Annotated in this window: 15 protein-coding genes and 1 pseudogene; 5 read left to right on the plus strand and 11 right to left on the minus strand. The window is 67.5% G+C overall.

Features of this window, described 5'->3' with window-relative positions:
• The first annotated feature begins 7 nt into the window (after positions 1–7).
• The gene (locus tag B2X67_RS15390) at positions 8–934 is read left to right on the plus strand and encodes a LysR substrate-binding domain-containing protein (protein ID WP_286786026.1); all 927 of its coding nucleotides are present in this window, start codon (positions 8–10) and stop codon (positions 932–934) included.
• Here the strand turns inward: B2X67_RS15390 and B2X67_RS15395 are convergent.
• The 3 genes from B2X67_RS15395 to B2X67_RS15405 form a co-directional block, all read right to left on the minus strand.
• Positions 931–1395: an RNA methyltransferase gene (locus tag B2X67_RS15395; RefSeq protein WP_090229996.1), complete on the minus strand. Its 465-nt coding sequence runs from the start codon at positions 1393–1395 to the stop codon at positions 931–933. The two genes, B2X67_RS15390 and B2X67_RS15395, sit on opposite strands and share 4 nt — an antisense overlap.
• Positions 1396–1475: 80 nt before the next feature.
• Positions 1476–2177 carry a DUF4870 domain-containing protein gene (locus B2X67_RS15400; RefSeq protein ID WP_273228745.1) on the minus strand — a complete coding sequence of 234 codons (702 nt, stop codon included), beginning with the start codon at positions 2175–2177 and terminating at the stop codon, positions 1476–1478.
• A 148-nt stretch (positions 2178–2325) separates the two neighbouring features.
• Positions 2326–4131, minus strand: a complete 1806-nt coding sequence (locus B2X67_RS15405; protein ID WP_273228746.1) for a monovalent cation:proton antiporter-2 (CPA2) family protein — start codon at positions 4129–4131, stop codon at positions 2326–2328.
• A gap of 353 nt (positions 4132–4484) precedes the next feature.
• Here B2X67_RS15405 and B2X67_RS15410 point away from each other — a divergent pair, with 353 nt between their 5' ends.
• Positions 4485–4739: a DUF3253 domain-containing protein gene (locus tag B2X67_RS15410; RefSeq protein WP_286786027.1), complete on the plus strand. Its 255-nt coding sequence runs from the start codon at positions 4485–4487 to the stop codon at positions 4737–4739.
• Positions 4740–4968: 229 nt separating this feature from the next.
• On the opposite strand, the gene B2X67_RS15415 is transcribed toward B2X67_RS15410, so the two are convergent.
• The 4 genes from B2X67_RS15415 to B2X67_RS15430 form a co-directional block, all read right to left on the minus strand.
• The gene (locus B2X67_RS15415; RefSeq protein WP_286786028.1) at positions 4969–6339 is read right to left on the minus strand and encodes an MFS transporter; all 1371 of its coding nucleotides are present in this window, start codon (positions 6337–6339) and stop codon (positions 4969–4971) included.
• Between the two features lie 182 nt (positions 6340–6521).
• The gene (locus B2X67_RS15420; protein WP_286786029.1) at positions 6522–8057 is read right to left on the minus strand and encodes a class I adenylate-forming enzyme family protein; all 1536 of its coding nucleotides are present in this window, start codon (positions 8055–8057) and stop codon (positions 6522–6524) included.
• A gap of 2 nt (positions 8058–8059) precedes the next feature.
• On the minus strand, positions 8060–9238 hold the full coding sequence (locus B2X67_RS15425) for an acetyl-CoA acetyltransferase (protein WP_273228750.1): 1179 nt from the start codon (positions 9236–9238) through the stop codon (positions 8060–8062).
• 29 nt (positions 9239–9267) lie between these two features.
• Positions 9268–9645 (minus strand): SDR family NAD(P)-dependent oxidoreductase, encoded by a 378-nt coding sequence (locus tag B2X67_RS15430; protein WP_286786030.1) that lies wholly within the window; start codon positions 9643–9645, stop codon positions 9268–9270.
• 191 nt (positions 9646–9836) lie between these two features.
• On the opposite strand from B2X67_RS15430, the gene B2X67_RS15435 reads away from it, so the two are divergent.
• A complete protein-coding gene (locus B2X67_RS15435) occupies positions 9837–10403 on the plus strand; it encodes a LuxR C-terminal-related transcriptional regulator (RefSeq protein WP_286786031.1) in 567 nt (188 codons plus the stop codon).
• A 52-nt stretch (positions 10404–10455) separates the two neighbouring features.
• Here B2X67_RS15435 and B2X67_RS15440 read toward each other — a convergent pair whose 3' ends face one another.
• On the minus strand, positions 10456–11322 hold the full coding sequence (locus B2X67_RS15440) for a cache domain-containing protein (protein ID WP_286786032.1): 867 nt from the start codon (positions 11320–11322) through the stop codon (positions 10456–10458).
• A gap of 185 nt (positions 11323–11507) precedes the next feature.
• On the opposite strand from B2X67_RS15440, the gene B2X67_RS15445 reads away from it, so the two are divergent.
• Positions 11508–12824, plus strand: coding sequence for an Nramp family divalent metal transporter (locus B2X67_RS15445; RefSeq protein WP_273228753.1), 1317 nt, complete (start codon positions 11508–11510; stop codon positions 12822–12824).
• A gap of 80 nt (positions 12825–12904) precedes the next feature.
• Entirely contained in the window at positions 12905–14542 is a 1638-nt protein-coding gene (locus B2X67_RS15450) for a Na+/H+ antiporter (protein ID WP_286786033.1), read from the plus strand.
• A 666-nt stretch (positions 14543–15208) separates the two neighbouring features.
• Here the strand turns inward: B2X67_RS15450 and B2X67_RS15455 are convergent.
• From B2X67_RS15455 to B2X67_RS15465, 3 genes and pseudogenes are all read right to left on the minus strand, one after another.
• Positions 15209–16126, minus strand: a pseudogene (locus tag B2X67_RS15455) (TIGR01777 family oxidoreductase); the annotation flags it as partial.
• 126 nt (positions 16127–16252) lie between these two features.
• Positions 16253–17704, minus strand: coding sequence for a sensor domain-containing diguanylate cyclase (locus tag B2X67_RS15460; protein ID WP_286786035.1), 1452 nt, complete (start codon positions 17702–17704; stop codon positions 16253–16255).
• A gap of 241 nt (positions 17705–17945) precedes the next feature.
• Positions 17946–18715, minus strand: a 770-nt coding sequence (locus B2X67_RS15465; RefSeq protein ID WP_286786036.1) for a vWA domain-containing protein, incomplete at its 5' end; no start/stop codon positions are given.

The raw sequence follows: 18715 nt of genomic DNA on the forward strand, positions 1-18715 counted from the left end.
TCGGCCAATGCGCTTCGATCTGACCGACCTGCGGCTTTTCCTGAATGTCCACGAGGCAGGCACCATCACGGCCGGCGCACAGCGCTCGCACATGACCCTGGCCTCGGCCAGCGAACGCATCCGCGGCATGGAGGAACTGCTCGGCGTGGCCCTGCTCAAGCGCGACCGGCGTGGCGTCGAAGTCACCGCCGCCGGGCGCACGCTGGCGCAGCATGCGCGCATCGTGCTGCAGCAGATGGACCGCCTACGAGGCGACCTTGGCCAGTACGGCCGCGGCCTGAAGGGTCAGGTCCGGCTGCTCTGCAACACCGCCGCGCTGAGCGAGCACCTGCCGGAAATCCTCGGCTGCTTCCTGCGCGGCAACCCGCAGATCTCCCTCAATCTGGAGGAGAAGCTCAGCTACGAGATCGTCGATGCCCTGCGCCAGGGACTTTGCGACCTGGGCATCGTCTCCGATGCCACGGACGTGCAGGGCCTGCAGGTGTTTCCCTTCCGCCATGACCCGCTCGATCTGGTGGTGCCCCGCGAACACCCGCTGGCGGGCAGCCGTGGCATAGGCCTGGCCGAAGTCAGCCACTACGATTTCATCGGTCTGGTGGAAGGCAGCGCGCTGCAGGATCACGTCGCCCATCACGCGCGGCGGCTGGGCAAGCGGCTGAACTACCGGGTGCAGTTGCGCAGCTTCGAGTCGATCTGCCGGATGGTCGGCCAGGGCATTGGCGTGGCCATCGTGCCGCGCACCGCGGCGATCCGCTGCGCGCGCTCGATGCCGATCAAACGCATCGCCCTGAGCGACGCCTGGGCCTCGCGCAGCCTGGTGCTCTGCGTGCGCAGCCTGGACGAACTGCCCCCCCATGCGCGCCTGCTGGCGCAGTACATCCTGCACGGAGGCGATGCCGCCGCGAGCACCGATGACGGCGCGCAGGCGCCCTAGAACTGCGGCCCCGAGCGGGTGTTGTTGCCTTTCGCCAGACGGTCGTAGAGCACCACGTTGACCGTGGCGGCGAGGTTCATGCAACCGTTGGTGGGGATGTAGACGACGTCCTCGCACCAGTCGCGGATTTCCTTGCTCAGTGAACCGTCCTCGGCGCCGAATATGTACAGCGCGCGGTCCGGATGGGTGTACTCGGGCAAGGCACGGGCGCCTTCGACCAATTCCACGGCCACCGGGATGCAGCCTAGCGGGAGGATCTTGCGCAGGTCGTCGATGTTGATCAGCGGAATGCCCTGGTGGACCTTCTTGGTGTCGGTGATGAAGTCCTTCGCACGATCGTAGCGGGTGCCGGTGTAGAACACCGAGCTGACGCCGTAGCAACCGGCGGCGCGCATGATCGAACCGACGTTGGAGGGCGACTTGGGATTGCTCAGACCGATGCAGGCGTAGCGTTTGCTCAAGGGAAGGTAACTCGCGGGAAAAACGCGATTATACGGACAGCGACGGCGGGCGTGCCCGACGCGCGAAAAGGGTCTCGTCCTCAGGCCGCGCGCGGCGCCTTGAACACCTTGAACGCCAGCGGATAGCGGCCCTCCTTGTTGCGGCGCACGCGGTAGAGGTTCCACACCACCGTCGCCACGGTCAGCGGCATGGCGATGAAGACGTTGAAGAACAGCGCCAGCTTCGGCGCCAGGATGAACAGCACCGCGGTGACGCCGAACAGGGTCAGCTGGAAGTTGAACGCATTGCGTGCGGCATCCACCAGCACCCGCTGATCGCTGTGACGCTGCGCCCACCAGTAGGCACCGGTGGAGATCACCGCGAGGAAGGTGCTGAGGATCACCGTCAGGCCCAAGGCGTGGGCGGCATAGACCTTCCACAACGGGTTCGCCTGCCAGGCCGCCTTCAGCCGGGTGAAGGCCGTCGGTTCGCCGCCCGCCGGAATCTGCCCGGCAGCGCCGGCGGTTTCGGCCCAGGCGGCGGCCGGTTGAGCGGTCGGGCCGAGCGAGGCGACGAACAGGCGCACCGCCGCATGGACCAGGCTGGAGAGGATCAGCGACAGTAGCAGGTGCTCCACCAGCCCGTCGCCGAAGCGGTAGTCGAGGCTCCGGCGCACCGCGACCGACTCGCCGAGCAGCGCGCCGAACACGGCCACCACCAGCAGCGCGACGTAGCGACGGAAGTATCCCGTGACCAGGCCATTGATGACCGCGACCAGGCCGGAGACGACAAAAGCACCCATTCGAAACTCCTCGTATTCGAGTGATGACGGCGGAAGGTGGATTCTTGTTGTGGAAGGCCGCAGGGAACGACCGGAACTGCAGTACCACTACCGACCACCGGGCGGACCCGCGAGTTCGCCCGCCACCCTCATCGCGAGGCGCGCGCCTTCAGTCGGGACGCAGTTCCTTCTCGTCCTGGCTGTCCGCCTCGAACAGCCGCTCGAGTTCGGCGCGCGCCTCGCGGGCGGTCTGCATGACCTTCGCCGCATCGTCGTAGACGTGCTGCTGCGCTTCGAGCAGTTGTTCGTCGTGGCGCTTGAAGCGCGCCACCCGCGCCTCGGCCTGGGCCGGGCTGAGCCCCAGCCCGACCAGCATCCGCCGGCTCATCTCCAGGGCGGAGTGGAAGGTCTCGCGCACCGCCTGGGCGTCGAGGTCGACCAGCCGGTGCACGTGCTGGCGGTTGCGCGCGCGGGCGAGGATCTTGATGTGCGGGTAGAGCCGGCGCACCAGCGCGGCGGTCTTGATGTTGGTTTCCGGATCGTCGGTGGCGATGACGAAATACTCGGCCTGCTCCACCTTCGCCGCGCGGAGGATTTCCGGCCGCAGCGGGTCGCCGTAGAACACCGGCACATGGCCGAAGCTGCGCGAGAACTCCACGGACTCCACCGCGGTATCCAGGGCGACGAAGGAAATCTTCTGCGCGCGCAGAATCCGCGCGATCACCTGGCCCATCCGGCCCATCCCGGCGATCACCACGCGTGGCGCATCGCTGACGATATCCAGGTACTCCTCGGGCACCTCCACCGGCGCCGGTTTCGGCCTGGGCAGGCGCGACAGCGCCAATAGCAGCAACGGCGTGACTGCCATCGACAGGGTGATGGTCAGCACCAGGAGGTCGTACAGGCCTGCCTCGAACAGCCCCTGGTCGCGGCCGATCTTGAACACCACGAAGGCGAACTCCCCGCCCGCCGCCAGCACCAGCCCCAGGCGCAGCGCGCTCTCGCGGCCCAGCCCGCCGGCCATGCGCCCGACGAAATACAGCAACGGCAGCTTCAGCAGGATCAGCAGCAGGGTCAGCTCCAGCACCGCCACCGGCGCGCTGAACAGCAGGCCGATGTTGGTGCCCATGCCGACGCTGATGAAGAACAGGCCGAGCAGCAGCCCCTTGAACGGTTCGATCTGCGCTTCGAGTTCGTGGCGGTACTCGGAGTCCGCCAGCAGCAGCCCGGCGAGAAAGGCGCCGAGCGCCATGGACACCCCGGCCAGCTCCATCAGCCAGGCGGTGCCGATCACCACCAGCAGCGCGGTGGCGGTGGACACTTCCTGCAGGCCGGTCTTGGCGACGATGCGGAACACCGGGCGCAACAGATAGCGCCCGCCGATCACCACAATGGCGATGCTGCCGAGGATCTGCAGGCCGTGGGCCAGGTCGTTCTCGGCGTTGTGCTCGACGCCGGCGAGCAGCGGCACCATGGCGATCAGGGGAATCGCCGCGATGTCCTGGAACAGCAGGATGGAGAACGCCAGGCGTCCGTGCGGGCTGTTCAGCTCCTTGCGTTCGGCCAGGCTCTGCAGGCCGAACGCGGTGGACGAGAGCGCCAGACCCAGGCCAAGCACCACTGCGGCGTTCAGCGGCTGCTCGAAACCGAGCAGTGCCACCGCGCCGATCACCACGCCGGTCAGCAGCACCTGCGCCAGCCCGACGCCGAACACCGACTTGCGCATCACCCACAGCCGTCGTGGCGACAGCTCCAGGCCGATGATGAACAGCAGCAACACCACGCCCAGCTCGGAAATCTGCGCGACGCTCTGCGGGTCGCCCGCCAGGCCGAGCACCGCCGGGCCGATGACCACGCCGGCCAGCAGATAACCGAGTACGGCCCCGAGTTGCAGGCGTTTGGCCAGCGGCACGGTGATCACCGCGGCGAGCAGAAAAACCACCGCGGCCTGCAGCAGATTGCCTTCATGGGGCATGGGTCACTCCTGGTCGAAAAGGATCGCCACGCACCCTCCCGGCACGCGCGGCGACATGCTGCCAGCTCAGCGGCGTCGCAGTCGAGGCGCGCGTGTTGTCTCAGCCCCAAGTAGCTGCGGCGGAGACAGACCCAAAGGTGCGCCTACCCTCACGTAGGGTGCGCCGCGCGCACCGATGGAACCTGCGGGTTTACCAGGGCGGCTGAACCTGCGCCGCCGCTGCCCGGCGCGTCTGCGTTCGTGGGCTTCACCCCCTAGAAGATGGCGATGCCTGGTGTAGGGCGGGTGAAACCCGCGAGCGGCAATACCGGTATTACCCGACAGGCATACAGGAGGAATGGATCATCGACGACATGACCCTCGAGGCGCGCATCGGCGAATTGCTCGCCGCGCGCAGTCCCGACGCCTCGCTCTGCCCCTCCGACGTGACGCGCTCGCTGGCCAGCGGGGAGAACGCCTGGCGGGCGCTGATGCCGGATGTCCGCCGCGTTGCCGCGCGCATGGCGGCGAGCGGACGCATCCGCGCGACCCAGGGCGAGCGCGAGGTGGACCTGGACGGCGAGGTGCGCGGGCCGATCCGCCTGCGTCGCGGCGGCCGCTTCGACTGAGGGCGAACGAAAGAAGCCGCCCGGTGGGCCGATGCCGTTCACGTTGCCGGGGTCGAACCCGATCGGTCCCTTCGCCCTCCAGCGGCGGGGAGACTGGCCGTTCCGCGGCGTTTCGCCCCCTCTCCCCCAGCCCCTCTCCCATGAATGGGAGAGGGGTGCGGTACGGACGAACCTGTAGTGAACGGCGTTAGCCCCGGCCAGCGGCCTCGTCTACGGCCCGATACTCCGATCAGCCGGCCGACACCGGCGGCACGCGCCTGCCGGGTTGCAGCAGGGAGCGCGCGCCCTCCTCCGTGGACGCCGCGCCAGCCTGCGGGCTGCCGCAGGCGACGAAGTCCTTCTGCCGCAGCATCAGCAAGGCGATCAGCGAGGCGACGCCGGTGCCCACGTAGAAGTACCAGGGCGAGGTGATGTCGCCGGTCCGCTGGATCAGCCAGGTGGAGATCAGCGGCGCGCTGCCGCCGAACACCGCGACCGGAATGTTGTAGGCCACCGCGATACCGGTGGAGCGGATGCGCGTGGGCAACAGCTCGCTCATGGTCGCGTAGGTCGAGGACGCATAGAGGCCGAAGAACACCGCCACGGCCATCAGCGGGTAGATGAAGGTCGCCGGCGTCGCCGTCGGCGCCGACTTGAAGAACCAGTACATCGACAGGCTGGCGAGTACGCCGACCACCATGAGGAACGGCTTGCGCCCGTAGCGATCGGTGAACATGCCGCCCAGCGGCATCACCAGCGCCGAGGACAGGCTGGCGACGAAGACGTAGAGCAGCGTGGTGCCGCTGTCGAACTTGAGCACCTTGGCCATGTAGGTCGAGGCGAAGGTCAGCACCAGATAGAAGATCGAGCTGTGCAGCGTGATGATGAAGAACACCAGGGCGATGGCGCGTTTCCACTGCAGCACCTCGCGCAGCGGCGCCTTGGAGGTTTCGCCCTTGCTCACCAGGGCGAGGAACTCCGGGCTGTCCTCGAGCTTCAGACGGATGTACATCGACACCAGGCCCATGGGGGCGGCGAACAGGAACGGAATGCGCCAGGCCCATTCCTGCATGGCTTCCGCGCCGAGGAAGAAGGTCATGCCGTTCGCCACCACGCCGCCGAGCACCAGGCCGAGCACGGCGGTGACCATCAGCCAACTGGTGGAAAACCCGCGACGGCCAGGGCCGGCGTATTCGGAGATGAAGCTGGTGATGGTGCCGATCTCGCCGCCGGCGGAAAACCCCTGGATGCAGCGGATCAGCACCAGCAGGATCGGCGCGGCGATGCCGATCGACTCGTAGGTCGGCAGCAGGCCGAGCAGAAAGGTCGAGCCGGCCATCATCATCAGCACGGTCACCAGGGTCTTTCGGCGACCGATCTTGTCCGCCAGCGGGCCGAAGAACAGCCCGCCGATGGGCCGGATGAAGAAGCTCAGGGCGAAGGCGGCGAAGCTGCTCAGCAGGCTGGTCATCGGATCGTCGGAGACGAAGAACGCCTGGCCGATATAGACGGCGAGAAAGCCGTAGACACCGTAGTCGTACCACTCGATGAGGTGCCCCGAGGTGGCGCCGGTGAAAGCCCGGCGGCGTTGCCGGGCCTGTTCGCGGGTGATCGTGCTCATGGGGATGTTCCTTCTTGTTGTTGTTCTTGAAACCTGCTCTCGATCTGCTGCGCGTCGGCCCTACTGCGTTAAAAACAGGCTCGGAATGCTCATTTACAGCTCGTAAACTCCGCTTCCTCGCCTGTTTTTGCCTTGTATGGCTCTAGCTCGCGAGATCGTGAACAGGTTTTATGTAAGTCAGATCAGGGTGTAGCTATCGATGGCTCCAGCGACTGGCGCAGCTCGGTCTTGAGGATCTTGCCGTAGCTGTTCTTCGGCAGTTCCTCGCGGAACAGGTAGCGCTTGGGCTTCTTGAACGACGCCATGCGCTCGACGAACCAGGCGTTGAGCGTCTGTTCGTCGGCACGCTGGCCGGGGTGCAGGACGACGAAGGCGACCACGATCTCGCCCCAGTCGGCCTCCGCCTCGCCCACCACCGAGACCTCGGACACCGCCGGATGCAGCGCCAGCACTTCCTCCACTTCACGCGGATAGATGTTGCTGCCGCCGGAGATGATCACGTCCTTGGAGCGGTCGGTGAGGGTCAGGAAGCCCTGCTCGTCGAGGTAGCCGATGTCGCCGGTATAGAGCCAGCCGTCCACCAGGGTCGCGGCGCTGGCGGCGTCGTTGCGCCAGTAGCCGCGCATCACCGTGGCGCCGCGCACGGCGATCTCGCCCGGCATGCCGGGCGCCAGCGGCTGGCGCTGCGCATCCACCACGCGCACCTCGACGCAGGACTGCGCCTGGCCGACCGACGAGGCCAGCCGTTGCCAGTGCGGGTGCGTGCGGTCGGCGATCAGCTCGCGCGACAGCGCGGTGACGGTCATCGGGCTTTCGCCCTGGCCGTAGATCTGGATCAGCCGCGGACCGAAGGTGGCCAGCGCCTCCTGCAGGTCGGCGAGATACATCGGCGCGCCGCCGTAGACGATCGACTTGATGCCCTCGCCGGCATAGCCCTGGCGCCGCGCCTCGTCGGTCATCCGCTTGACCATGGTCGGCGCCGCGAACAGGCTCAGTTGCCCGTGGCCGCGCGCCAGCTCGAACAGCTCTCCGGCGCCGAAGCCGCGCGACACCGGCACCACATGGCGCGCGCCGCAACGCACGTGGATGAAGTTGTACAGCCCGGCGCCGTGGGACATCGGCGCGGCGTAGACGAAGGCATCGTCGGCATCCACCGCATCGACGTCCACCGGGTAGCACAGCGACATCGCCGTGAGGTTGCCGTGGCTGAGCATCACACCCTTGGAGCGCCCGGTGGTGCCCGAGGTGTAGAACAGCCAGGCGAGGTCGTCGGCGCTGCGCGACTGAGGCCCTGGCGCCACGCCACGGTCGGCCTTGAGCGCCTCGAGGGCGGCGCCGCGACCGGCTAGCTCGACGCAGCCGACGTGCAGTTGCCCGGCGCCGAACAGCGCGCCGTCGTCGGTGAAGATCAGCCGCGCCTCGGCGTTCTCGGCGATCCAGGCCGCCTCGCTGCGGTGCAGCTTGCAGTTGATCGGCACCGCCACCGCGCCGGCCCACCAGATCGCGTAGAAGAGTTCGAGGTACTCGCAGCAGTTCTTCATGAACAGGGCGACGCGCTCGCCGGGTACGATCCCGTGCTCCTCGCGCAAGGCGACCGCCAGCGCGGCGGCGTCGGCGGCGAAGCCGGCGTAGTCGCTGACCAGGCGCTCGCCCTCGAACAGCGCCGGGCGCTGCGGCCAGCGTCGGGCCGCAGCGTTGAGCCAGTTGGAGATGTTCATCCTCAGGCCCTCCGTGCGTGCAGCACGCTGGCGTAGTTCGCCACCGCCATGCCGCCCATGTTGAACAGCAGGCCGAACTCCGGCTGCTGCAGGGCGATGCCGATCGGGTTGCCGGTGAGCTGTCGGAACGCCATGGCATGCATCGACACCCCGGTGGCACCGACCGGATGCCCCTTGGCCTTGAGTCCGCCGGAGAGGTTCACCGGCAGGCGCCCGTCGGCCAGCACCGTGCCCTCCTCCAGCGCGCGGAAGCCCTCGCCCTTCGGCGCCAGGCCCATGGCCTCGTAGATCAGTAGTTCGGCGATGGTGAAACAGTCGTGGACCTCGGCGAAATCGATCTCGCCCAGGCCGACGCCGGCCTCGCGCAGCGCCGCCGCGATGGCCCGCTGCGGCCCCTCGAAGGCAAGGAAGTCGCGGCTCGACATCGGCAGGAAGTCGCTGACCTGCTGCATGGCGCGGATCGCCACTTCGCGCTGGAAGGTCTTGGCCCGCTCGGCCGAGGCCAGCACGATGGCGGCGGCGCCGTCGGAGATCAGCGAGCAGTCGCTCAGGCGCAGCGGCGGCGCGATCAGCGGGTTGCTCTCGGAGACCGTGCTGCAATGCTCCAGGGTCATCGGCTTGTGCATCTGCGCCAGCGGGTTGTGCATGGCGTTGGCGTGGTTCTTCACCGCGATCGCCGCCATCGCCGGCAGCGGGTCGCCGTAGCGCTCCTGGTAACCGCGGGCGGCTACGCCGAACTGCTGCGGAAAACTCAGCGCCGCTTCCTGCGCATCGTTCTGGTAGCCGGCACCTGCCAGCGCACGGGTCACCTCCGCGGTGGAGTTGTTGGTCATCTTCTCCGCGCCGACCACCAGCACCAGCTCGGCGGCGCCACTGCGAATCGCATTTATGCCGGCCATGATCGCCGCCGATCCCGACGCGCAGGCGTTCTCGCAACGGCTCGCCGGCTTGAAGCGCAGCGCCGGGTCGGCCTGCATGACGAGGGACGCCGCGAAGCCGTCCGGGACCATCCCGGAGTTGAAGTGGCCGAGGAAGATCGCGTCGATCTGCGCCGCGTCGATGGCGGCGTCGGCCAGGGCCTCGCGCGTCGCCTCAACGATCAGGTCTTCCAGCGTCTGCCCCTGCAGGCGGCCGAAACGGGTGTGGCCGGCGGCCACGATGGATACGGAGTCCGTGTTCATGTGCGTTCCTCTGCTTCGGAAATCGATGATCAGCCGAGCATCCCGGCGCCGGCGAAGCCGCCGTCCACCGCGATGATCTGGCCGTTGATGTAGCCAGGGTCTGTTGCCGTTTCATTCGCGGCCGCGCCGGCGCCTGACCAGGGCGCATTGCTCGCGGCAACGCGGCTCGCGATGAGACGGGAACAGACCCGGAAAGCGGACTTCACCTGCAGTTCGCCGGCGATGTCGTCGTACGGCGTGCGCGCGGAGGGCATGCCGGGTTCGGCACCGGCATCGGCCAAGGCGCTGCGGTCGCGGTCGCGGTCGAGCAGGATCGGCAGCCAGCCCTGGGCGGCGAGGAGACGGGCGGACTCCAGGCCGATGCCGGAAGCTCCACCGGTGATGAGGACGTGCGGGAGCGCAGTCATTGTTGCGGTCTCCTGTTATTTTTATGAGGACCGGGACGCCAGCGCCGCAAGGCGTGAAGCAGCGTCGGATTTACAATGACCCAGCCGTGCGTAGGCCCGCCATTCGTACAACTACGTACAGGTGTGAGTATTTCTTGCGGAGCCGAACGGCTCGCGTAGGCTGGGCGCAACAACGACAAGAAGGGCCCGCGATGGCTGCCAACCCCGCCGAACTGGACGACCTGGAACGCCTGGCATTCCGCGTGTCACCCGCGCCCCAGGTGATCACCGCCAACCGCCTGATGCTGGATTTCAACGAGGCCTTCCAGCGCCTGTTCGGCTATCGCCGCGAGGAGCTGCTCGGCGAGCTGATCCTGCGCCTCTACCCGTCCCGCGCCGACTACCAGGCGATCGGCGAGCGCTGCCTGAGCTGGCTGCGGCAGAGCCGTTCCTACTCCGACGAACGCTTCATGCAGCAGCGCGACGGCGAGGTGTTCTGGGCGCGCGCCGATGGCTACACGCTGACCCCGGAAGAACCCTTCCGCCTGATGGTCTGGCACTTCGAGCGTATGGAACGGCCGATGCGCGCCACGGTGAACCTCACCTCGCGCGAACGGGAAATCTCCGCGCACATCGTCAACGGCCTGACCTGCAAGGAAATCGGCCGCAAGCTGGGGATTTCCCACCGCACGGTGGAAGTGCATCGGGCGCGGCTGATGAAGAAGCTGGCGGCGAAGAACAGCGCCGAACTGGTGTCCAAGATCATCGTCCTGCACTGATCGCGCAGACAAGACGAGACGGCGAGGCCCGGCCGGACCTCGCCCGACGCGCTTACTCGCGGCGCTCGTAGGTGCCGACGGCCACCGCGTAATCACCGATCTTGCGCAGCAGGGTGCGCTTGTATTCGCTCTGCCCGGTCATCGGGTTGCGCCACAGGTAATCCACTTCGCCCTCGCTGCCGGCGGCCATCACGGCGAGCATCTGCTGGCCGATCGGCTGGCCATCGCTGGCCTTGAGCGCGGAGAAGTCGGTGCCGACCAGGCGCCGCTGGAAGCCGTGGGCGACGAAGCGCTTGCTGTTCAGGTCGACGACGAAGACGTAGAGGTCGTCGGCGATGAAGGTCTTGTCGCCGGAACGGTTGATCTTCTCCAGGGTGCCCTTGGGATCGGCGGCGACGGCTTCGGCGGCCTTTTGCAGCAGCGCCTGGGCCTGCGCCTCGGAGGAACGCGGCATGTAGTAGCCGACGGCGAAGATGCGCTCGCCGACGCGCTGGTAGAACACGTGCTTGCGCTCGACCTTGCCGTCGTTCCAATTCCACCAGCGGTATTCGGCGCTGTGGATCTGGCCGTCCTCGGGCTGGCTGATGGCCCGCTGGAACACCGGGCGCAGGTCGTCGTCGAGGAAACCGGCCACCGGCTTGCCGATCAGCGAGACGGAGGGCCCGCCGCTGGCGAGCATCACGCCGGAGGTGTCGACCACGTAGATGTACAGCTGGCCGTCGATGAATTCGCCCTGGCGGCTGAAACTGGCCAGCGCCTTGTCGCCGTTCTCCCGGTAGTGGGCGATGGCCTTGCCGAGCAGCGCCTTGGCCTGACTGGCCTCCTTGGCGTAGGCATCGGTCTGCGCCTGGGTCTGGGCGAAGCCGAACAGGGAAAAGGCGCTGAGCCAGAGAAAAGCAACGACGCGGTACACTCTCATTATTGTTGTCCCTCGGGGTGAACGAAGCGGCGCGCCAGGTCGGCCTGCGCGCCCCTCAGTGTAGGCGAAGGCGACCCGCGACGGCGCAGCATGCGTGGCGATGATCGCCTGCCATAACCCGAGACTTCGTCACGGGTGCCGTTTAAGCTGCAGCCTTCCCGATACGACCCCATCCCCAGCCCGTGATGTTCAAGCTCCCCACCACCGCCACCGCGCCCTTCTGCCCATCGGCCGTGAGCCACAGCATCGACGTGCCCGCCAACGCCTCGCTGGCGCGCAAGGCGCTGCTGTTCATGGGCCCCGGCCTGCTGGTTTCGATCGGCTACATGGACCCCGGCAACTGGGCCACCGCCATCGAGGCCGGCTCGCGCTTCGGCTACGCGCTGCTGTTCGTGGTGGTGCTCGCCAGCCTCTCGGGAATGGTCTTGCAGAACCTCTGTTCGCGCCTGGGCATCGCCACCGGACGCGACCTCGCGCAACTGTCGCGCGAGCGCTACAGCCCGCGGGTGGCGCGCGGTCAGTGGCTGCTGGCGGAACTCTCGATCATCGCCACCGACCTCGCCGAAGTGCTCGGCGCGGCGCTGGCCTTCCACCTGCTGCTTGGCGTGTCGATCACCACCGGCGTGGTGTTGACGGCGTTCGATACGCTGATCGTGCTGGCCCTGCAGGGCGCCAACTTCCGCCGCCTGGAGGCCATCGTGCTGGGCCTGATCGCCACCATCGGCGCGTGTTTCTTCGTCGAACTGGTGCTGATCAAACCCTACTGGCCGGAGGTCGCCGCCGGGCTCAGACCATCCTGGGAGATGCTCAGCCAGCAGGAGCCGCTGTACCTGGCGATCGGCATCCTCGGCGCCACGGTGATGCCGCACAACCTCTACCTGCACTCCTCGGTGGTGCAGACCCGGGTCAACGGCAGCGACCTCGCCAGCAAGCGCAGCGCGGTGAGGTTCGCCCGTCTCGACACCATCGCTTCGCTGTCGCTGGCGCTGCTGATCAACGCGGCGATCCTCATCCTCGCCGCGGCCGCCTTCCACCGCAGCGGGCACACCGACGTGGTGGAGATCCAGGACGCCTATCACCTGCTCGACCCGCTGGTCGGCGGCACGCTGGCGAGCATCCTGTTCGGCGTGGCGCTGCTCGCGGCCGGGCAGAGCTCGACCTTCACCGGCACCCTCGCCGGGCAGGTGGTGATGGAAGGCTTCCTGCAGGCGAAGATTCCCTGCTGGCAGCGCCGCCTGATTACCCGCACGCTGGCGCTGATACCGGCACTGATCGGCGTGGTCTGGCTCGGCGACGGCGCGGTCGGCAAGCTGCTGGTGCTCAGCCAGGTAGTGCTTAGCCTGCAACTGCCGTTCGCCCTCTGGCCGCTGATCCGCTTCAGCAGCGACCGGCAGCTGATGGGCCCGTTCGTCAACAGCCGGCTGACCCGATACCTGGCCTGGGGCCTGTTCGGGCTGATCTCGCTGGCCAACCTGACGCTCCTGTATTTCTGGGTCGCCTGACTCCCGTCCGCTTTCCGGGCAATCGATAGCAAGGTATCGGTTACACTCCCCCGCTTTGTCCCGCCGCCAGGAGTCCGCCCATGGAAACCATCACGCTGGTACTGGTGATGTTCGTCGGAGTCATCGTCAGCAGCACGCTGATCCGCATGCTGCCCGTTCCCCTACCGCTGCCGCTGATGCAGATCGCCATCGGCGCCGCCATCGGGATGATCGGCAACTGGCGCCTCGACCTCGATCCGGAGGTGTTCTTCCTGCTGTTCCTGCCGCCGCTGCTGTTCCTCGACGGCTGGCGGATTCCCAAGGAAGGCCTGCTGCGCGACAAGGGGATGATCCTCGCCCTGGCGCTCGGCCTGGTCTTCATCACCGTGCTCGGCGTCGGCTACTTCATCCACCTGCTGATTCCGTCGATGCCGATGCCGGTGGCCTTCGCCCTCGCCGCGGTGATCTCGCCGACGGACCCGGTGGCGGTTTCGGCGATCGCCGCGCGGGTGCCGGTGCCCAAGCGCCTGATGCACATACTCGAAGGCGAATCGCTGCTCAACGACGCCAGCGGCCTGGTCTGCCTGCGCTTCGCCATCGCCGCCACCCTGACCGGCAGCTTCGTGCTCTCCGATGCGACCCTGAGTTTCATCATGCTGGCCCTGGGCGGCATCGCCATCGGCGTGCTGGTGACCTGGGTGATCACCCGCATCAAGAGCTGGACCTCGCGCCGCTTCGGCGAGGAAACCGGTGCGCAGATCCTGATCAGCCTGCTGATTCCCTTCGTCGCCTACCTGTTCGCCGAACACCTGCATTTCTCCGGCATCCTCGCCGCGGTCGCCGCCGGCATCAGCATGAGTTACACCGAACTCTCCGGCAGGGCGCTGGCGGTCACCCGGATGCGCCGCACGGCGGTCTGGGACACCCTGCAGTTCTCCCTCAACGGCCTGATCTTTGTGCTACTCGGCGAACAGCTGCCGGGCATCGTCGCCGGCGCCAGCCAGGTGGTGCGCGACACCGGCCACCACGAACCGATCTGGCTGCTGCTCTACGTCGTGGTGATCAACCTCGCCCTCGGCGCGCTGCGCTTCTGCTGGGTCTGGCTGTCTATCCGCTTCAGCATCTACCGCCGCCGCACCGATGCGCCGCGCTCGCTGTGGCGGGTGGCCGCGGTGATGACGGTGGCCGGCGCGCGCGGCACCATCACCCTGGCCGGTGTGCTGACCCTGCCGCTGCTGATGAACGACGGCACGCCCTTCCCCGCCCGTGACCTGGCGATCCTACTGGCCGCCGGGGTGATCATCGTTTCGCTGGTGGTCGCCAGCATCGGCATGCCGCTGCTGCTCAAGGGCGGTCTCGACGTGCCCGCCGAGCCCGGCCACCAGGCGGAAATCGACCGCGCCCGCGACATCGCCGCGCGCGCCGCGATACGGGCCATCGAGCAGGCCCAGCACGAGATGAGCGAAGGCCGCGCCGACGCCGACCGCTACATCGAGGCGGCCGGCCGCATCGCCGACCTGTACCGCTACCGCATCGACACGCGCGCCCGCCCGGACGAGGAAGGCGCCCGCGAGAACGCCTCGCGCGAAGAGGAGATCGAGCGCCAGCTACGCCTCGCCGGCCTGCGCGCCGAACGCGACGAATTCTTCCGCCTGCTGCGGCACAAACGCCTCGGCGAAGAACAGGCACGCAAGCTGATCCGGGAGGTCGACCTGCTGGAGACGCAGCAGACGGGCTGAGGCGGGAGCAATCACCCTCATTTCAGGCCTCGGGGGGATTGGCTCAGCCTGTCCATCCTGAGCTTACGTGTGGACTGGAACCTCAGGTTGCGCCCCTGACTACGAGCTCTCTTTGGATTATCGAGTGGTTTGACGCAGCAGTTCCGCTCTGCTGAGCGGGTTCCTTTTGGCATTGCCCGGATGGCCGGCCCCGCCAAAAGGACCCAAAAGGTCGCGATCCACCCTACGAGCTTTCCGCTTTTCCGATTTTGCTCTTCGTTCCTCAAACCCTCAGACACCACCGCCCGCCCCTTCAGGAGGCCGAGTGGAATCGTCGTGTAGGGGAGTGAGCCGCATGGATGCGGCGAGAGGCATATCGGGCCATGGATGGCCCGTGTATGCCGGCCCCCGGAGCGGCGATGGAGCGAGGGAAGTCTCGCGCAGCGAGACCCGTATGGTGGGGCTAGACCTTTTGGTTCCTTTTGGGGCGATGCCAAAAGGAACCCGCTCAGCAGAGCGGAACCCCTGCTTCAAACCACTCAGTAATTCAGAATCGCCATAAAGGCCATGCCCGCAAAGACGCTTAAAGTCACGCAAAAATGCAGGTAGATGACACTCTATTCATCCACCGTTACACCGCCGGTGGATCGATGAAGCGCGATCCACCCTACGAACTCAAAAATACACTCAAGCGAGATCCCGCAACGCCGGCTCCAGACTCGGATAACGAAACCCGAACCCCGCCTCCTGCAGTCGCCTCGGCACCACCCTCTGCCCATCGACGAAGAGCTCCGCCATCTCCCCCGCAAGCCAGCGGATCGGCGCCGCCGGCAGGTGCAGCCACACCGGTCGGCCGAGCACCCGGCCGGCGGTCGCAGCGAATTCGGCCTGGCTGACCGCGCCGGGCGCCACCAGGTTGTACACGCCGTCGAAACGCTCCTCGCCCAGCGCACGGGCGATGAACTGCAACACGTCGTCGCGATGCACCCAACTGATCACCTGCTCGCCGCTGCCCAGGCGCCCGCCCAGCGCCAGGCGGTGCGGCAGGAGCAACGGTTTGAGCGCGCCGCCGGGGCCGAAGACCACGCCCAGGCGCATCGTCACCTGGCGCACGCCAAGCGCCACCGCCGGTTTCGCCGCCGCTTCCCAGCGCGCGCAGAGTTCGGCCATGAAGCCGCGGCCCATGGCGCTCTGCTCGTCGAGGGATTCCTGCGGGTCGCGCACGCCGTAATAGCCGATCGCCGATCCCTGTACCCACACCGCCGGGATGTGCCGGGCTCGCTTGAGCCAGGCAATCAGGTCTTCGGTGGTGCCGACCCGGCTGGCCAGCAGCGTTTCCTGCCGCGCCGCGCTCCAGCGCGGCCCTACCACCGGCGCGCCGGCGAGGTTGATGACGGCGTCGAAGGCGTCGTCGGCCGCCAATCGGTCCAGCGCGTCGATGCAGCGTGCGCGGCCGTTGAAGCGCGCGCTGGCGCGTTGCGGATGGCGGGTCAGCACGCACAGCGAGTGACCGGCATCGAGCAACTGGCGGACCAGGGTTTCGCCGATGAACCCGGTGCCGCCGGTGACCAGAACGCGCCGCGGGGTAATACCGGTGAAAGGATTCATGCCCTACCCGCTCCTGGAAATGTCCCGCCATCGCGTCGCCAGTCGCATGCAACCGCTGGGATGCGAAGGTCGATGGACCGTCCTCGATAGACCGCCGCGCGCGCTGGCTGTTCGAGCGCCCGCTCAGGCGGGTTCGGGGAACACCCGGTTGCGCCCGCCGGCCTTGGCCGCGTACAGCGCCTGATCGGCCGCCTGCAGCAGTTCCTCCGCGCCGGGCTCGTGCCCGTCGGGGCGCCAGCTGTGGACGCCGGCGCTGATGGTGACGATGCCCATCTGGTTGCCGGTGTGGGGAATGTTCAGGTCGCGGACGGCCTGCAGGATATGCGCGGCGATCCGCTGGCTGCCCTGTGCGTCAGTCTCCGGCAGCAGCATCAGGAATTCCTCGCCGCCGTAACGCACGGCCAGGTCGCCGGCGCGCCCGGCGCACATCTGTATCGCCCGCCCCACGGCTTTGATGCAGGCGTCGCCGGCGGGATGACCGTAGAGGTCGTTGTAGCCCTTGAAATGATCGATATCGAGCATGATCAGCCCCAGGGTCTTGCCATTGCGCCGCGCGCGGGCGATCTCGTCCGGTAATGCCTGATCCAGCCGCCGGCGGTTCGCCAGCCCGGTGAGGCCGTCCTGCAAGGCCAGCTTGCGCAGTTCGCGGTGGGCCTCCTGGAGTTGCGCTTCCGCGCGCATGCCGCGGCGAATCTGCCGGATCAGCACGATGCCGAAGATCCCCATGGTGAAAATCATCAGGGCGACGATATAGGCGGAGCGATAGATGTTGGCTTCCCAGGGCGTGAGGATGGCCTGCCGGGACTGCGCCGCTTCCACCACCAGCGGATACTTGTCGAGCGCCTGGTAGCCGTACAGGCGCTCGATGCCGTCCACCATCGAGTGAAGCGTGACGGTCCCGGCCTTCGCCTGCGGCATCAGCTCGGAAAAGATCCTGCCACCGGCGAGGCTGCTGCCGATGACCGTTTCGTTGAAGGGCCGCCTGACCAGCAGCGTGCCGTCGCGCAACGCCAGCACGATGGCGCCCTGCCCATCGATGTCGAAGCCTTCGTAGAACCTGCGGAAGTAATCCACCCGCAGCGCCGCCAGGGCGACGCCGGCGAAACTCCCGTCCGGCGCGTTGATGCGCCGGGAAACGGGCAGCACCAGGCGCCCGGTGGAACGGCTCCTGATCACCGGGCCGATGTGCACGCCGCTGTCGGGGTTGTTTTTGTGGAAGGTGAAGTAATCCCGATCGGTGCTGTTGACCCCGGGAGGCTCGCTGGCCTCCGACGTCACCAGCCAGTTGCCGTTGCGATCGAAGACGAACAGCCCGTTGAGCTGTGCCAGGGAAGCGACATTGCCTTGCAGCAGGCGCCTGAGGCGTTCGAGCTGCGCGTGGGAGGTGCCGTCGGTTTCGACGCGTTCGACCACGTTGGCGAGCACCAGGTCGGCTTCCTCGAAGACATCCTCGGCATGCTGCGCCAGCGAGCGGGTGAGGTTGGAAGTGGTGGTTTCCGCCATGCGCAACGTTTCGCGACGCGCCGTCCAGGCCTGCCAGATGTCCAGGCCGATGATCGACAGGATGACCAGCACCACGAATACGAAAGCCAGCCGCTGGAGCGACTGTCTGGGTCTGATAAAGCTTTCCAGGAAACTCGGCATCGGTCGGACGGGACTCTTTGTAATCGACGGTTACCCGGACTCTGCCGGGTAACTTGGCTTGAGTGGCGCCTAACCTGCGTGTTGCCGCTGCACCCTGGCTGCGGGTCGCGCGGCCGGGGTCGTCCGGGATTGTACGGGCTGCTTCGACGCCAGGTAAAACCCTGTCGGCGGCCTATCGAGCAAGCAGATTTTTCGCGGGCACGCATTCGGCGCCCCATGACCGGGCGATCTGCGCTGCGCGGCCCAACGGCACGGACGCGTTCTCGAAATCCACCACTACGCAGAAATCCGCAGACGGCGGTCGCGCCGGCAGCGGGTGGAAGCGCCCATCGCTGAGCAGCCAGAGGCCGATACGCTTGCCGCGGGCGTTGCGGCGCTCCCTGGCCAAGGTGCGCTCGGCTAGCTCCAGCGCCGCGGCCACCGGCGAACCGCCGCCGCCGCCGATGGCATCGATCCAGGCGTGATTGGAGGGCCGCGCCTTCTGCGGTTTGCACAGCAGGCGCGCCTGCCCGGCGGCGAAGCCGATCACCATCAGCTCGCCGCGCTGGCAATAGACCTGCTCGCTCCAGCGCAGCAGCAGGCCCTTGGCCAGTGCCAGGTTGCGGCGCTTGAGCATCGAGCCGGAGCAATCCAGCACCAGGCAGTGCAGCGTCCCCGCCTCGGCCGCCTGCTGCTGGAAACGCAGGTGCGGCGCCCGCAAGCGCTCGGCGCCCTTGGCCAGTAGGGTGCGCGGCCAGTGAAGGCGCGCGCTGGCCGCCGCGCCGCGCTGACGGATGCGGCCCGCGTGAGCCCCGTCGCCGGCCTGCGCGCCGGGCGAGGTGTGCGGGCTCAGGGCTTTTTTGTCGGCAGCGGCCTCGCGCCGTCGAGCTGGGCAGTGGGCACTGCCTGCGGCGGCAATTCGCCCCAGTCGTTGCCGTCGTCCGGCGCGGTGGCGCCCTCTTC

This window comes from Pseudomonas sp. UBA3153 (assembly GCF_002364635.1).
Taxonomy (GTDB): Bacteria; Pseudomonadota; Gammaproteobacteria; order Pseudomonadales; family Pseudomonadaceae; genus Pseudomonas_O; species Pseudomonas_O kuykendallii.

Coding starts and splice junctions, on each gene's coding strand:
- B2X67_RS15390 (WP_286786026.1), top strand. CDS start 8: ATGCGCTTCGATCTGACCGACCTGCGGCTTTTCCTGAATGTCCACGAG.
- B2X67_RS15400 (WP_273228745.1), bottom strand. CDS start 2,177: ATGGGTGCTTTTGTCGTCTCCGGCCTGGTCGCGGTCATCAATGGCCTG.
- B2X67_RS15405 (WP_273228746.1), bottom strand. CDS start 4,131: ATGCCCCATGAAGGCAATCTGCTGCAGGCCGCGGTGGTTTTTCTGCTC.
- B2X67_RS15410 (WP_286786027.1), top strand. CDS start 4,485: ATGACCCTCGAGGCGCGCATCGGCGAATTGCTCGCCGCGCGCAGTCCC.
- B2X67_RS15415 (WP_286786028.1), bottom strand. CDS start 6,339: ATGAGCACGATCACCCGCGAACAGGCCCGGCAACGCCGCCGGGCTTTC.
- B2X67_RS15420 (WP_286786029.1), bottom strand. CDS start 8,057: ATGAACATCTCCAACTGGCTCAACGCTGCGGCCCGACGCTGGCCGCAG.
- B2X67_RS15425 (WP_273228750.1), bottom strand. CDS start 9,238: ATGAACACGGACTCCGTATCCATCGTGGCCGCCGGCCACACCCGTTTC.
- B2X67_RS15430 (WP_286786030.1), bottom strand. CDS start 9,645: ATGACTGCGCTCCCGCACGTCCTCATCACCGGTGGAGCTTCCGGCATC.
- B2X67_RS15435 (WP_286786031.1), top strand. CDS start 9,837: ATGGCTGCCAACCCCGCCGAACTGGACGACCTGGAACGCCTGGCATTC.
- B2X67_RS15440 (WP_286786032.1), bottom strand. CDS start 11,322: ATGAGAGTGTACCGCGTCGTTGCTTTTCTCTGGCTCAGCGCCTTTTCC.
- B2X67_RS15445 (WP_273228753.1), top strand. CDS start 11,508: ATGTTCAAGCTCCCCACCACCGCCACCGCGCCCTTCTGCCCATCGGCC.
- B2X67_RS15450 (WP_286786033.1), top strand. CDS start 12,905: ATGGAAACCATCACGCTGGTACTGGTGATGTTCGTCGGAGTCATCGTC.